This window comes from Microlunatus sagamiharensis, assembly GCF_900105785.1.
In the GTDB taxonomy this organism is placed as follows: domain Bacteria; phylum Actinomycetota; class Actinomycetes; order Propionibacteriales; family Propionibacteriaceae; genus Microlunatus; species Microlunatus sagamiharensis.
On sequence record NZ_LT629799.1, the window covers coordinates 3,818,159 to 3,831,941 of the forward strand.

At 72.8% G+C, this 13,783-nt stretch carries 12 protein-coding genes and 1 pseudogene; 8 read left to right on the plus strand and 5 right to left on the minus strand.

What is annotated here, in order from left to right; genetic code table 11:
• Nucleotides 1-189: 189 nt before the first annotated feature.
• The 3 genes and pseudogenes from BLU42_RS21645 to BLU42_RS17610 form a co-directional block, all read left to right on the plus strand.
• A pseudogene (locus BLU42_RS21645) lies at nucleotides 190-807 on the plus strand (FGGY family carbohydrate kinase); the annotation flags it as partial.
• The gene (locus BLU42_RS21650; protein ID WP_269458047.1) at nucleotides 790-1,623 is read left to right on the plus strand and encodes an FGGY-family carbohydrate kinase; all 834 of its coding nucleotides are present in this window, start codon (nucleotides 790-792) and stop codon (nucleotides 1,621-1,623) included. The pseudogene BLU42_RS21645 and the gene BLU42_RS21650, both read left to right, overlap by 18 nt.
• The gene (locus BLU42_RS17610) at nucleotides 1,620-2,588 is read left to right on the plus strand and encodes a ketose-bisphosphate aldolase (RefSeq protein ID WP_091077454.1); all 969 of its coding nucleotides are present in this window, start codon (nucleotides 1,620-1,622) and stop codon (nucleotides 2,586-2,588) included. The genes BLU42_RS21650 and BLU42_RS17610 overlap by 4 nt, the downstream gene beginning before the upstream one ends.
• 10 nt (nucleotides 2,589-2,598) lie before the next feature.
• Here the strand turns inward: BLU42_RS17610 and BLU42_RS17615 are convergent, their stop codons facing one another.
• The 5 genes from BLU42_RS17615 to BLU42_RS17635 all read right to left on the minus strand — a co-directional run bounded on the left by BLU42_RS17615 (nucleotide 2,599) and on the right by BLU42_RS17635 (nucleotide 8,396).
• A complete protein-coding gene (locus tag BLU42_RS17615; protein WP_091077458.1) occupies nucleotides 2,599-3,792 on the minus strand; it encodes an ROK family protein in 1,194 nt (397 codons plus the stop codon).
• A gap of 22 nt (nucleotides 3,793-3,814) precedes the next feature.
• The gene (locus BLU42_RS17620) at nucleotides 3,815-5,077 is read right to left on the minus strand and encodes a sugar ABC transporter permease (RefSeq protein WP_091077462.1); all 1,263 of its coding nucleotides are present in this window, start codon (nucleotides 5,075-5,077) and stop codon (nucleotides 3,815-3,817) included.
• Nucleotides 5,074-5,880, minus strand: coding sequence for an ATP-binding cassette domain-containing protein (locus BLU42_RS17625; RefSeq protein ID WP_091077466.1), 807 nt, complete (start codon nucleotides 5,878-5,880; stop codon nucleotides 5,074-5,076). Before BLU42_RS17625 ends, BLU42_RS17620 begins: the two co-directional genes overlap by 4 nt.
• 88 nt (nucleotides 5,881-5,968) lie before the next feature.
• Nucleotides 5,969-7,081 carry a sugar ABC transporter substrate-binding protein gene (locus BLU42_RS17630; protein ID WP_091077470.1) on the minus strand — a complete coding sequence of 371 codons (1,113 nt, stop codon included), beginning with the start codon at nucleotides 7,079-7,081 and terminating at the stop codon, nucleotides 5,969-5,971.
• A 331-nt stretch (nucleotides 7,082-7,412) separates the two neighbouring features.
• The gene (locus tag BLU42_RS17635; RefSeq protein WP_091077473.1) at nucleotides 7,413-8,396 is read right to left on the minus strand and encodes an N-acetylglucosamine kinase; all 984 of its coding nucleotides are present in this window, start codon (nucleotides 8,394-8,396) and stop codon (nucleotides 7,413-7,415) included.
• A 217-nt stretch (nucleotides 8,397-8,613) separates the two neighbouring features.
• Between BLU42_RS17635 and BLU42_RS17640 the strand changes: the two genes are divergently transcribed.
• The 5 genes from BLU42_RS17640 to BLU42_RS17660 all read left to right on the plus strand — a co-directional run bounded on the left by BLU42_RS17640 (nucleotide 8,614) and on the right by BLU42_RS17660 (nucleotide 13,763).
• Nucleotides 8,614-9,504, plus strand: a complete 891-nt coding sequence (locus tag BLU42_RS17640; protein WP_269458048.1) for a MurR/RpiR family transcriptional regulator — start codon at nucleotides 8,614-8,616, stop codon at nucleotides 9,502-9,504.
• Between the two features lie 53 nt (nucleotides 9,505-9,557).
• Nucleotides 9,558-10,319 carry a sugar isomerase domain-containing protein gene (locus tag BLU42_RS17645; protein WP_091077479.1) on the plus strand — a complete coding sequence of 254 codons (762 nt, stop codon included), beginning with the start codon at nucleotides 9,558-9,560 and terminating at the stop codon, nucleotides 10,317-10,319.
• A gap of 83 nt (nucleotides 10,320-10,402) precedes the next feature.
• The gene (ngcE, locus tag BLU42_RS17650) at nucleotides 10,403-11,827 is read left to right on the plus strand and encodes an N-acetylglucosamine/diacetylchitobiose ABC transporter substrate-binding protein (RefSeq protein ID WP_091077482.1); all 1,425 of its coding nucleotides are present in this window, start codon (nucleotides 10,403-10,405) and stop codon (nucleotides 11,825-11,827) included.
• Nucleotides 11,824-12,852 (plus strand): carbohydrate ABC transporter permease, encoded by a 1,029-nt coding sequence (locus BLU42_RS17655; RefSeq protein ID WP_231918248.1) that lies wholly within the window; start codon nucleotides 11,824-11,826, stop codon nucleotides 12,850-12,852. Before ngcE ends, BLU42_RS17655 begins: the two co-directional genes overlap by 4 nt.
• The gene (locus BLU42_RS17660) at nucleotides 12,849-13,763 is read left to right on the plus strand and encodes a carbohydrate ABC transporter permease (protein ID WP_231918250.1); all 915 of its coding nucleotides are present in this window, start codon (nucleotides 12,849-12,851) and stop codon (nucleotides 13,761-13,763) included. The genes BLU42_RS17655 and BLU42_RS17660 overlap by 4 nt, the downstream gene beginning before the upstream one ends.
• The last annotated feature ends 20 nt before the right edge of the window (nucleotides 13,764-13,783 follow it).

Genomic DNA, 13,783 nt, shown 5'->3' on the forward strand with positions numbered 1-13,783 from the left:
CCCGGGTCGCGACCGGCAGCCCCACCCCTGAGCCCGCCCGTGCTCACGACCCACCCCGCCGGGTGAACCCCCGGTGAGCACGGTCGGGCTCGACCTCGGCACCACCGGCGTCCGCGCGGTCGCCTTCGACGCCGAGGGCCGGGACCTGGCCTCGGCGTCCCGCCCCACCCCCCGGTCCTCCCCCGGCCGGGCTGGTGGGAGCTGGACGCCGAGGCCCTCCTCCTCGACGTGGAGGCCGTCCTCGCCGAGGTCGCCGCCCGCGTCGCCGGGACCGGGGACCCCGTCCGCGCCGTCGGCTTCAGCAGCCAGGGCGAGGCGGTCGTCCCCGTGGACGCGGCGGGCCGCGCGCTCGCCGGGGTGCCCCTCGGGCTCGACGCCCGCGGGGCGACCGCCGCCGCAGCGCTGGCCGCGAGGCTGGGCGCCGACCGCGTCCAGCAGCTGACCGGCCAGCCCTGCCACCGGATGTTCTCGGTGGCCAAGATCGCCGAGGGCGGACCCGCCTGGCGCTCGCGCGACGTCGCGGCGTACCGCACCCTCGCCGACTTCGTCGCCACCCGGCTGGGCGCCCCGCCCGCCGCCGACTGGACGGGCGCCGCCCGCACCGGGATGCTCGACGTCTCGCGCCGGGACTGGTCGCGTGAGGTCCTCGCCGCCGTGGCGCTCGACGCGCCCTGGCTGAGCCCGGACCGGCTCTCGCCGCTGGTGGCCCCGGGCACCGACCTCGGCCCGCTCGACGCGGCCGTCGCCGACCGCCTCGGGCTGTCCCGCTGCACGCTGCTGGTCGCCGGGATGCACGACCAGGCCGCCTCGTACGTCGGTGCGGGCGGCCGTCCCGGCGAGGTCTCCGTCTACGCCCTCGGCTCCAGCGACTGCCTCGCGGTCGGGTCGACCACCCGGCCCGGGGGGCTCTCCGGCACCGGCTTCGCGACGTACCCCTGGCGCCGGGACCGCTGGATCACCCTCGCCGGCTCGGCGGCCGGCGGGCTCGCCGTGGAGTGGGTCGCCGAGCTGGTCCGCGCGGGCGGGGTCGAGGCGCTGGTGGCCGAGGCCTCCCCGCACCCCTCGCCGCTGCTCGTCCTGCCCTACCTGGCCGGCTCGGGCACGCTCGACAACGACCCCGACGTCCGCGGGTCGGTGCTGGGCCTGACCCTGGCCACCACCCGGGCCGAGGTCGCGCGGGCCTTCCTCGAGGCCAGCGGCTTCGAGCTCGGCGTGCTGCTCGAGGCCTTCCTCACGGTGGGTGTCGTGGTCGGCGACCTGCGCGCCGTGGGCACGGGCGCGACCAGCGCCGTCGCCCTCGGCGCCCGCGCCGACGCCTGCGGTGCCCCGCTCACCCCGGCGCCCGGGCGGTCCTCGGCCCGCGGCGCCGCCCTCCTCGCGGCGGCGGCGCTGGGGGACGTGGACGTCGACGACCTGCCGCCGGCCCCGCTCGGGCCGCCGCGCTGCCCGGTCGAGCGCACCGCCGCCTGGTACGCCCGCCAGCGTCGCGCCTACCGCGCGCTGGCCCTCACGCTGCGCGACTTCGAGCACGCGCACGGACCGGCCGCGACCGACGGCCCGCCCGCCTGCCCCACCCCCACCCCGGACCACCCCGCACACCGAACCGACAGGACCACGCCGTGACCCTCACGACCCTCGCCCACCTCCTCGCCGACGCCGAGCGCGGCGGCTACGCCGTCGGCGCGTTCAACGTCTCCGACCTCAACCAGGCGGTGGCGGTCCTCGACGCGGCCCGGGCGGAGCGCTCGCCGGTGGTCGTGCAGGCCATCGCGGGAACGAGCGCGTACGACGACGAGGGCTGGTGGTGGGACCAGCTCCTTGCGGTCGTCGAGAGCTACGCCGACGTGCCGGTCGGCCTCCACCTCGACCACGGGCGCCACCGCGACGACTGCGTGCGAGCCATGGACCACGGCTTCACCAGCGTCATGATCGACGCGAGCCGCTCGGTCGACGACGACGAGCCGAACGACCTCGAGACCAACATCGCGCTGACCCGCGAGGTGGTCGAGCTCGCGCACGCCCGCGGCGTCAGCGTCGAGGGCGAGCTGGGCACCGTCGGCGGCGCCGAGTCGGGCGCGAACGGCATCGTCGAGGAGCTCGTCTACGCCGACCCCGAGGAGGCGGCGCACTTCGTCGAGGCGACCGGGGTCGACGCGCTGGCCGTCGCCGTGGGCACCAGCCACGGGACGGTGAAGTTCACCGACCCCTCCGGCGGCGAGCGCCTCCGACCCGAGCTGGTCGCGGCGATCAAGGAGCGCGTGCCCGGCGTGGGCCTCGTGCTGCACGGCAGCTCCTCGATCCCGCCGGAGTACGTCGAGACGATCAACGCGCACGGCGGTGCGCTGACGCCGTCGTACGGCATCGCGCCGGAGGCGAAGGTCGCCGTCGTCGCGCAGGGCATCCGCAAGGTCAACCAGGGCGCGGACAGCCACCTCGCCTGGACCGCCGCGCTGCGCACCGCCCTCGCCGAGCGCCCGGCGGAGGTCGAGCCGAGCGCCGCCGTGGCGCAGGCCCGTCAGGCGATGAGCGGGATCATCCGGCGCCGGATGCGCGAGTTCGGCTCGGCGGGCCGGGCGACGGCCGTCTGAGCAGCAGACCTCAGCCGCCGAGCGCGGCCACGGGGTCGAGGAGCACGCGCTGCCACACGGCCTCGGCGGCGCCGAGGAGGACGGCGTCGTCGCCGAGCTCGGGCAGGGCCAGCCGGACCTGCTCGACCGGTGCGGCCAGGGCGCCGCGGACCATGGTGCGGCGGACCTCGGCCGCGACGCAGGGGTAGAGCTCGCGCAGCAGGCCGCCGAGCACGACGAGGCTCGGGTTGAAGATGTTGACGACCGTGGCCAGGCCGGCCCCGAGGTGGCGGGCCACGGGCTCGAGCCGGCGGACCTCCTCGTCCCCGGCCGTGCGCAGGGCGTCGACGACCGCGCGCCGGGAGGCGTCGGGCCCCAGCCCGAGCGCGCGGGCGACGGCGTCGAGCCCGATCTCGGTCTCCCAGCAGCCGTCGGAACCGCAGCGGCACCGGCGCCCGCCGAGCCCGGCGACGGCGATGTGGCCGAGCTCGCCGGCGTAGCCACCGGCGCCGACCAGGGGCTTGCCGTCGACCACCACGCCGCTGCCGACGCCGACCTCGCCCTCGACGAAGACGACGTCGTCGCACCCGCGGGCCACCCCGCGCAGGTGCTCCGCTAGGACGCCGGCGTCGCCGTCGTTGACGACCCGCACGTCGGTGCCCGGCAGCCGGTCGGAGAGCATCCGGCCGAAGGAGACGTCGCGCCACGACAGGTTGGGGGCGAAGCGGACGGCGCCGTCGCGGTGGCGCGTGACCCCGGGGACGGCCACCCCGAGGCCGAGGACCCGGCCCGGGGCGGCGTGCGCCAGGTCGGCGACCGAGCGGGCCACGAGGTCGGCCGTGGGCTCGGGGCTCGGGTCGGGCAGCGGCCGGCTGTCGCGGTGCAGCACCGTCCCGCCGAGGCCGACGAGGGCGACCTCGACCTGGTCGACGCGCACCTCGGCGGCCAGCACCTGGACCCCGAGGGGGCAGGGCCGCACCACGGGCGACGGCCGGCCCCGCGTGGGGGTGCCGGCCGTCGAGGTGGTGCTGGCCGCGGTCTGCTCGACGGCGCCGAGCCGCCCGAGCTCACCGACCAGCCCGGCGACCGTGCTGCGGGTCAGCCCGGACCGGTCGGTGAGCTCGGCGCGCCGCATGGCCCCGTCGAGGTGCAGGTGCCGCAGCAGCACGGCCAGGTTGGTGCGCCGGACGTCCGGGGACCCGGCCAGAGTCTCCCGGACGCTCATCGTCGAGCCTCTCCGGGAGGGGCTAGCGGCCTGTGGCCGCTGCGCGTCTGCGCGAGATCGCGTCGACGCTCGCCGCCAGCAGCAGCACCAGCCCGGTGACGATGAACTGGATCTCCGCACGCTGGGTGATCAGCGGCAGGCCGTTCTGGATCACCGCGATGACCAGGCCGCCGATGATGGCGTCGATGATCCGGCCCTTGCCGCCGAAGAGCGACGTGCCGCCGATGACGGCCGCGCCCACCGCGAGCAGCAGGGTCGAGGCGCCACCGGTGGACGGGGAGACCGAGTTGGCCCGCGAGGCCAGCAGGATCCCGCCGAAGGCCGCCAGCGTGGAGCTGATCATGAAGCAGGCGATCTTGATCCGGTTGACGTTGATGCCGGCCCGGCGCGCCGCCTCGGCGTTGCCGCCCACGGCGTACACGTGCTGGCCGAAGCGCGTCCGCTTGAGCACGAAGCTCAGCACGACGACGAAGACCACCGCGATCGGCACGATCAGGGGCACGCCCTTGAGCGACTTGATCGCCGGGTTGACGGCCCGCTCGAGGTTGAACAGGTAGACGACCAGGCCCAGGACCACGGCGAGCACGGCGATGCGCAGCGCGGGCAGGCTCACCGACGGCGAGGGCAGACCGGCCTTGCGGCGGCGGGCGCGGCCGAGGAGCTCGACGAGCGCGTAGCCCGCGACCACGACCACCCACATCACCCAGCCGAGCACGGGCGTCAGGTTGTCGTTCATCAGCGACAGCACGAAGGGGTCGCGGACCGGGACGGTGCCGCCGGTGCCGATGACGGTCAGCAGGACGCCCTGCAGGGCCAGGAAGGCCGAGAGCGTCACGACGAACGACGGGATGCCCAGCCTCGCGACCAGCAGCCCGATGAGCAGGCCGATCACGAGCCCGACGACGAGCGCGGCGAGCACGGCGGCCGGCCAGGGCCAGCCCTTCAGCGTCAGCAGCACCGCGAGCGTGCCCGCGCCGACGCCGGCGGTGTAGCCCGCGGACAGGTCGATCTCGCCGAGGAGCAGGACGAAGACCAGGCCCATGGCGATGAAGATGACTGCCGCGCTCTGGTTGAGCAGGTTGGCCCAGTTGAGCTTGCTCGCGAACTGGTCGGGCCGCAGGATCGTGAACAGCACGACGAGGAACACGAAGCCGGCGATGGCCGGGAGCGAACCGACGTCGCCGCCACGCACGCGCGTGAGGTAGTCGCGCGCCGCGCTGCCGAGGGTCGCGCGCTCCGGCGCGTCCTCGGCCCGGGCGGCCGGGGTCTGGGTGGTGGTGCTCATCGCAGCACCTCTCTGTCGGCGGCGAGCCCGAGGTCGCCGCTGCGGCCGGTGGTGATGAGCTCGACGATCTGGCCGGTGCTGACGTCCGCGGTGCGCACGGTCGCGGCCAGCTGGCCGAGGTAGAGCGCGGCGACGCTGTCGGCGACCTGCTTGACGTCGTTCATGTTGTGCGAGATCAGGATGACCGCGAGCCCGCTGTCGGCGAGGCGGCGGACCAGGTTGAGCACCTGCTCGGTCTGGGCGACGCCGAGGGCGGCGGTCGGCTCGTCGAGGATGACGAGCTTGCTGTTCCACAGCACGGCGCGGGCGATGGCGATCGTCTGGCGCTGACCGCCGGAGAGCCGCGACACCGAGGTGCGGACCGACTTGAGGGTCCGTACGGAGAGGCCCGCGAGGGTCTCGGCCGCCCGGCGCTCCATCGTCGTCTCGTCCATGACGATGCCGTTGACCTCCTCGCGGCCGAGGAACATGTTGTGGACGACGTCGAGGTTGTCGCACAGCGCGAGGTCCTGGTAGACGACCTCGATGCCGAGGTCGCTCGCCGCCTTGGGCGAGTTCACGGTCACCGGGCGGCCCTCGAAGAGGTACTGGCCGCCGTCGAAGGTGTGCGTGCCCGCGATGCCCTTGACGAGCGTCGACTTGCCGGCGCCGTTGTCGCCGACGAGCGCGGTGACCTGTCCGAGGTAGCAGTCGAGGTCGACGCCCTTGAGGACGTCCACCGCCCCGAAGCTCTTGGTGATGCCCCGCAGGCTGAGCAGCGGCTGCTGCCCCTCAGCCGGCGGGCTGACGCTCTCGGTCGTCATCGGTTCTCCTGGTTCTGGCTGGTTCGTGAACGGACCTGGCCGCCCCGGCTCGCGAGGAGCCGGGGCGGCCAGGGGGTGCGGTGCAGGGTCAGGAGATGCCGGCCGCGGAGCAGGCCTTCTTCAGCTCCGCGGTGGTGCAGACCTTGTCGGCGGTGGTGAAGCCGTCGTCGATGACCGCCTTGACGTTGTCCTTGGTGATGGCCTGCGGGTCGAGCAGGATCGCCTTCTTGCTGGTGCCGGCCTTCGGGTCGTCGAAGGTCTGGGTGGCCAGCGCGTCGGCGCCGCTCACGTCGCCCTTGGCCAGCGCGATGCCCAGCTTGGCGGCGGCGTCGGCCTCCTTGTTCACGGCCTTGTAGACGGTGTTGCACTGCGTGCCGAGCAGGATGCGCTGCAGGCCCTCGTCGGTGGCGTCCTGGCCGCTGACCGGGACCTTGCCGGCGAGGCCGTTGCGCTGGAGCACGGAGATGACCGCACCCGCGAGGCCGTCGTTCGCCGCGGCGACCGCGTCGACCTTGCCGCCCTGCTTGGTGTAGAGCTGCTCGAAGAGGCGACCGCCCTCCTCGTTGCTCCACTCCGGCACGGCCTGCTCGGCGACGACGTCGTAGCCGGCCGCCTTGATGACCTGGTCGTAGCCCTGCTTGAACAGGGTGGCGTTGTTGTCGGTGGGCGAGCCGTCCAGCTCGACGACCTTGGCGTTGGTCTTGTTGTCGGCCTTGATGCAGCTGACGAGGCCGTCGCCGATGGCCTGGCCGACCTTCACGTTGTCGAAGGACACGTAGTACTTGGCGCCGCCGCCGAGGTTCGCGCGGTCGTAGTCGATGACAGGGATGCCGGCGTCGGTCGCCTTCTTGATGACCGCGGTGCCCGAGTCGGGGTCGATGCTGGTGATGATGAGCGCCTTGACGCCCGCGCTGATCATGCCGTCGGCGATGGTCTGGAACTGCGTCGCGTCACCCTGGGCGTTCTGGATGTCGGACTGCACGCCGGCGTCGGCGAAGGCCTTCTGGAAGAACGGCCGGTCGGCCGTCTCCCAGCGGGCGGAGGACTCGGTGTCGGGCAGGATCACGCCGATCTTGCCCTCGACCGCGGCGGAGGAACCGCCCGAGGCGGCGGGGGTGGCGTCCGAGCCGCCACCGCACCCGGCGAGGGTGAGGGTGGCCACGGCGGCGAGCGTGCCGAGGCCGAGGAGCTGCTTCTTCATGAGGTACGGACCTTTCTCGGACCGGTGGTGCACCGGCTCTGAGGGCGCGCACCGGTCGGTGCGCTGGACGTGCCCGTCGTCCTCGCGAAGGTCGTCCCGGGTGCGGGCGAGGTGGCTCGCACGGGGGTGACCGGACCGCGTCGACGATGACGGGTTTATGTAGTGAAGGTGAACATAACAGCGACCTGAGCGATTCTGGGAGCGGTCCCCATCACGGCTTGATAACCCTTGACGCCGAAAGTTTCGGCTCGGTCGGGCGACCTTTCGGCCTCGTCGGGCGCGGGCGCGGGTGCGGACGAGGGACCGTGCGGACCCGGAGGGGCGACGCTTCCTAAGCAGGCTGGGGAAGTCGGATCGCCGCCCGCAGCCGCTCGAACCTCGCGTCGTCGACCTCGGCGCCGGTGTGGCGCAGGGCGAGGACGGCCGCACCGACCAGCCCGTCGGGCACGGCGGTGACCGCGACGCCGCGGGCCGGCGGCGTCAGGTCGACCGAGAGCGCGGGCGGCGCCTGGAGCACGCCGCGGGCGACCACGCTGCCGCCGACGACCACCGGGCCCTCGAGGTCGGGCACCCGGACCGCGTCGAGCAGGTCGGCGAGGGCCTCCGACGCCGCCACGACGACGCGCCGGGCGACCGGGTCGCCCGCCGCGGCGGCGGCGAAGGCCAGCGGGGCCAGCTCGGCGAGGGCGACGGGGCGCCGCGCGTAGACCGCGGAGACCAGCTGGCGGATCGCCGACACGCGGCCGGCCTCGTACGCGGGGTCCGCGACGATGCCCAACGCGCCGAGCACGTCCTGGGTCAGCGCGGTCGCCTCGGCCTGCCCGTCGAGGGCGGACACCACGGCCCGCACCACCTCGCGCCCGATCCAGAACCCGCCCCCCGCGTCGCCGAGCAGCCAGCCGCGGCCGCCGACCACGCGCTCCAGCGAACCGTCACGCACCCGTGCGGCGACCGTCCCCGTGCCGGCGATGAGGGCGTAGCCCTCGAGCGAGGCCGTCCCGGAGCAGAAGAGCGCGAGCAGGTCGTGGTCGAGCACCACCCGCGTCACCCCGTACGCGGCCAGGCGCTGCTCGACCTCGGCGCGGAAGGCGTCGCTCTGCTCGCCGGCCATGGCCAGGACCGCCATGTCCGACGTCGTGCCCGGGGGGAGCGCGGCCCGGGCGGCGGCGGCGACCGCCTCGGCCGCCGGCACGATGCCCGCGGCCGTGGGGTTGCCCGCGGTGCTGCGGCCCAGGCCGAGGACCTCCCCGTCGTGGTCGAGCGCGACCGCCCGGGTGCTCGTGCCACCGGCGTCGAGGGCCAGGAGCTGCGTCATGAGGTCCTCACCGGGAGTTCAGGAGACGGTCGCGCGGCGGGGGTTGTGTTGCGGTTGCGTTGCACTCGCCCGCAGCGCCGCCGAGGTGGTTGCCCCGGGCGCGGCCACACACTAGCGTGAGAGCGAATTTCAGGGACTCGGGAAGCGGGCGATACTCATTCTCACGTCGGAGCGGGCTGCGCAGACGCGCGAGCAGGCCCCCGCGGTCGCGGACCGGATCCGCGCGCTGCAGCCCGACATGCCCGCCGCGCTCGCCCGCGTCGCCGACTACCTGCTGACGCAGCCGCAGGCGCCCCTGACCCTGTCGATCGGCGAGCTGGCCGAGCAGGCCGGGACCTCCGCCGCCAGCGTCACCCGCTTCTGCCGGATGATCGGCTACGCCGGCTACGTCGAGCTGCGCGTCGGCATCGCCACCGACGTCGGCCGCAGCACCGCGCGCGAGTCGTGGGCCAACGAGATCGGCCGCGAGGTCTCGCCGGACGACACCCCCGAGCTGCTGCTGGCGCGCCTCATCGGCAGCCACACGCGGTCGCTGCGCGAGGCCACCTCGGCCATCGACCTCGCGGTGATGAGCGAGGTGTCGCAGCGCATCGGGCGCAGCCGTCTCGTCGACATCTACGGCGTCGGCGGCAGCGCGATGCTCGGCCAGGAGCTGCAGGGCCGGCTCTACCGCATCGGCGTCCCCGCCTTCACCTGGTCCGACGTCCACCTCGGCCTGGTCAGCGCCGCGATCCAGGGTCCCGACACGGTGGCCATCGGCATCTCCACGACCGGGCGGACCGAGGAGACGATCGAGATGCTCGCCGAGGCCGACCGGGCGGGCGCCTTCACCGTCGCCATCACCAACAACCCGGGCTCCCCGCTCGACGAGCTCGCCCAGGCCAGCATCGTCACCTCGGTCTACGAGCAGGCGCTGCAGCCCGACGACCTGTCGGCCAAGCACGGCCAGCTGCTCGTGCTCGACCTGCTCTACCTCCTCGTGGCCCAGGAGGACTTCGACCGCTCCAGCGACAAGCTCGCCGCGTCGGCGCTCGCCGTGGCCTCGCACCGACGGCCCCGGCGCACCCGCTCCACCCCCGAGCCGCACCCCGGGTCGTCGACGCCGTGAGCGCCGTCCCGGCCCCAGCCCCCAGCACCGCACCGACCGACCAGAGGAGCCCGATGGACTTCGCCGCCGCGGCGAACGACTTCGCCGAGCAGGTGCGTACGCGCCTCGACGCGATCACCCGCACCGCCGCCGAGGGTGGCCTCGACGCCGCCCTCGACCTGATGACCACCACGATCGAGTCCGGCGGCGTCGTCCACGCCTTCGGCACCGGGCACTCCGAGGCCTTCGCCATGGAGATCGCCGGGCGCGCCGGGGGCTTCATCCCCACCAACAAGATCGCGCTGCGCGACCTCGTGCTGCGCGGCAGCCTCTCGGTCGACGACCTCGGCGGCTCCAGCCTGGAGCGCAACCCGGACAACGTCGAGCAGCTGTGGGACCTGGCCGGGATCCAGCCCGGCGACATACTCATGATCGCCTCGAACTCGGGCGTCAACGGCTCGATCGTCGGCCTCGCGCTGATCGCCAAGGAGCGCGGGATCCCGCTGGTCGCGGTGACCTCGATGGAGCACACGATGGCCGTGCCGCTCAAGCACCCGAGCGGCCAGCGGCTGTCGGACGTCGCCGACGTCGTGATCGACAACCTCGCCCCGTACGGCGACGCCACCCTCACGCTCAACGGCGGCGTCCCGGTCGGTGCGGTCTCCTCGATCACCGCCGCGTACATCGCACAGCTGCTGACCGTCGGCGTCAGCGAGCGGATCGCCGTCGACGGCCGGCGGCCCCCGCTCTACCTCTCCGCGAACATCCCCGGCGGCGACGAGCACAACTCCGCGCTGGAGGCGCGCTACGCCGGCCGCATCCACCGCGGCACCTAGGCCGTCCCACCCAGCCCCGAGCAGCACCACCCGCACGCACCCGCCAGAACCCTCGACGAACCACGAACCGGAGGACTCAGAAGATGAACAACCCCGTCCCGACCCTGCGCTCGTTCGACCGGCGCAACTTCCTGCGCGGCGGGCTCGCCGCCGCCGCCCTCGCCGCGACCGGCGGCCTCGCCGGCTGCGCGACGTCGGGCACCGGTTCGACGACGCCGTCGAACACCGCCACGGGCGCCGGCAGCGCCGACAACCCGTTCGGGCTGGCCGCGAACTCCTCCACGGAGGCCGTGATCTTCAAGGGCGGCTACGGCATCGAGTACGCCGAGTTCGCGGGCAAGGCGATGCAGACGAAGAACGCGGGCTCGACGGTCAAGGTCAGCCCGGCGACGAACATCGCCCAGACCCTGCAGCCGCGCTTCGTCGCGGGCAACCCGCCGGACGTCATCGACAACTCCGGCGCCGGCCTCATCGGCATCAACACGATCCGCGACCAGCTGGCCGACCTCACCGACGTGATCAACGCCAACAACTACGAGGGCACCAAGATCGCCGACACCCTCTACCCGGGGGTCACGGCGCCGGGCACCTTCGACGGCAAGTTCGTCCAGCTCAACTACGTCCTCACCGTGTACGCGCTCTGGTACTCGGCCTCGCTCTTCGAGCAGAACGGCTGGACGGTCCCCAAGACCTACGACGAGATGTACGAGCTCGGCGGCCAGGCCAACGCCAAGGGCAAGTACCTGCTCGGCTGGGGCAAGGAGGCCGCGACCTACTACCAGACGATGGCCATCGCCTCGGCGATCAAGCAGGGCGGCAACGACGTGCGCCTCGCGCTGGAGAACCTCAAGCCCGACTGCTGGTCGATGCCGGCCGTGCAGTCGGTCTTCACCGGCCTGAAGAAGATCATCGACGCCGGCTACGTGAAGCCGGGCGGCGCGGGCACCGTGTTCACCGCCGCGCAGGCGCAGTGGAGCAACGACGAGGACTTCCTGCTCTACCCCTCGGGCGGCTGGATCGAGAACGAGATGAAGGACCAGACCAAGGACGGCTTCAAGATGACCGGGGCGCCCGAGCCGACGGTCGACTCCAGCTCGGCGATGCCGTGGGAGGCGCTGCACTCCACCGCGGGCGAGGGCTACATCGTCCCGGCGCAGGGCAAGAACGTCGCCGGCGGCAAGGAGTTCCTGCGCGCGATGCTGAGCAAGGACGCGGCGACCAACTTCGCCAAGACCACCTTCAGCTCGAGCATCGTCAAGGGCCTCATCCCCGAGGACGGCTTCGGCTCGACCGCCCTGCAGTCGCAGGTCAAGATGCTCGACGCGGCCGGCACGAACGTCTTCACCTGGAACTTCGTCGACCTCTACGGCACCAACACCGACCAGCTCGTGCTGTGGAACACCTTCCTCCAGGGCGGCTCCGACGTCGCGACCCTGACCAAGGGCCTCCAGTCGATCACCGACAAGATCGCCTCGGACGACTCGGTCAAGAAGGTCCCGGTGTCGTGACGGCCGTCGGCCCGGTCGCCCCCGTCGAGGGGGCGGCCGCCGGCGTCGGTCTGCGCCACGGGCTGCGGCAGCTGGGCTCGCCCCGCTGGCGCAAGCGCAACCTGACCTTCGACCGGATCAGCTTCTTCGCGGTCTTCCTCGTGGTGCCGCTCGCGGCGTACATCGCCTTCGTGGTGTCGCCGTTCGTGCAGGCCGCGTACTTCTCGCTGACCAGCTGGACGGGCTTCTCCGCCGACATCCCGTTCGTCGGCCTGGCGAACTACACGAAGCTGCTGGACGACGACATCTTCTTGCGTGCCGTCGGCAACAGCGTGGTCCTCGCGCTGGTGCTGCCGACGGTGACCCTGGTGCTGGCGATGTTCTTCGCCACGCTGGTCACCGTGGGCGGCTCCAGCCGGGGCAACGTGCGCGGCCTGGCCGGGTCGAGCTTCTACCGGATCGTGTCGTTCTTCCCCTACGTGGTGCCCGCGATCGTCATCGGGCTGATCTGGTCGCAGATCTACGACCCGAACAGCGGCCTGCTCAACGGCATCCTGACCAAGGTGGGGCTCGACCAGTTCCAGTCGTTCGCCTGGCTGGGCGAGGTCGGCACGGCCAAGCTCGCGGTCATGTTCGTCATCGTGTGGGGCCTCGTCGGCTTCTACATGGTGCTGTTCATCGCCGCGATCAAGGGCATCCCGGCCGAGATCTTCGAGGCCGCCCGCGTCGACGGCGCCGGACGGTTCCGGAGCACGATCTCGATCACCATCCCGCTGGTGCGCGACAACATCCAGACCGCGTACATCTACATGGGCATCCTGGCGCTCGACGCGTTCGTCTACATGGCCGCGCTCGAGCCGGGCGGCGGGCCGGAGAACTCCACGCTGGTGATCTCGCAGCGGCTGTTCACCACCGCCTTCACCCAGGGGCAGTTCGGCTACGCCTGCGCCATGGGCGTCGTCCTCGCGGTGATCACCCTCGCGTACGCCGGGCTGGTGTTCCTCGTGATCCGGCTGACGGGTGGACGCGACGAGGTGGCGGAGTGACGTCGACGCAGGCCCGGCCGGACGCACCGGTCGCGGGTGGGAGCCGGGCGCAGGCGGTCCCGCAGCGGGCGTCGGGGCGCACGGCCGGCGACACCGCGGTGACCGCGGGCTCGCACGCCGTCCTGATCATCTGGTCGCTGCTGGTGATCGTCCCGCTGCTCTGGGTGATCATGAGCTCGTTCAAGACCAGCTCGGAGATCTTCGCCTCGCCGTTCGGGCTGCCCGAGCGGCTGCGGTTCGACAACTACGTGAACGCGTGGACGACGGCCGGGATCGGCAGCTTCTTCCTCAACTCGGTGATCGTCGTCTTCGGTGCGCTGGTCGTGACGATGCTGTTCGGGTCGATGTCGGCGTACGTGCTGGCGCGGTTCCAGTTCCCGGGCAACCGCTTCATCTACTACCTGATGCTCGCCGGGCTGACCTTTCCGATCTTCCTGGCGATCGTGCCGCTGTTCTTCGTGCTGCGCGGGGTCGGGCTGCTCAACACCCTGCCCGGGCTGATCCTCGTGTACGCGGCCTTCGCCTTCCCGTTCACGGTGTTCTTCCTCTACTCCTTCTTCCGCTCGCTCTCCAAGTCGATCGCCGAGGCGGCCGCGCTGGACGGGGCGGGGGAGTGGCGGACCTTCTTCTCGGTGATGCTGCCGATGGCCAGGCCGGGGCTCGCCACCGTCGCGATCCTCAACTTCGTCGGGCTGTGGAACCAGTTCCTGCTGCCGGTGGCGCTCAACACCAACACCGACAACTACGTGCTGACCCAGGGCATGGCGGCGTTCGCGTCGCAGGCCGGCTACTCGGTCGACTTCGGCGCGCTCTTCGCGGCCGTCGTGATCACCGTGGTCCCGGTGCTGGTCGTCTACCTCGTCTTCCAGCGCCAGCTGCAGGGCTCGGTGTCGCAGGGGACCAACAAGTAGGAGCACGCCCGTGCGGGAGC

Bases quoted from the DNA above. Each gene is read 5' to 3' on its own strand.
- BLU42_RS21650 (WP_269458047.1), top strand. From the start codon at position 790: ATGCACGACCAGGCCGCCTCGTACGTCGGTGCGGGCGGCCGTCCCGGC.
- BLU42_RS17615 (WP_091077458.1), bottom strand. From the start codon at position 3,792: ATGAGCGTCCGGGAGACTCTGGCCGGGTCCCCGGACGTCCGGCGCACC.
- BLU42_RS17620 (WP_091077462.1), bottom strand. From the start codon at position 5,077: ATGAGCACCACCACCCAGACCCCGGCCGCCCGGGCCGAGGACGCGCCG.
- BLU42_RS17625 (WP_091077466.1), bottom strand. From the start codon at position 5,880: ATGACGACCGAGAGCGTCAGCCCGCCGGCTGAGGGGCAGCAGCCGCTG.
- BLU42_RS17630 (WP_091077470.1), bottom strand. From the start codon at position 7,081: ATGAAGAAGCAGCTCCTCGGCCTCGGCACGCTCGCCGCCGTGGCCACC.
- BLU42_RS17635 (WP_091077473.1), bottom strand. From the start codon at position 8,396: ATGACGCAGCTCCTGGCCCTCGACGCCGGTGGCACGAGCACCCGGGCG.
- BLU42_RS17645 (WP_091077479.1), top strand. From the start codon at position 9,558: ATGGACTTCGCCGCCGCGGCGAACGACTTCGCCGAGCAGGTGCGTACG.
- ngcE (WP_091077482.1), top strand. From the start codon at position 10,403: ATGAACAACCCCGTCCCGACCCTGCGCTCGTTCGACCGGCGCAACTTC.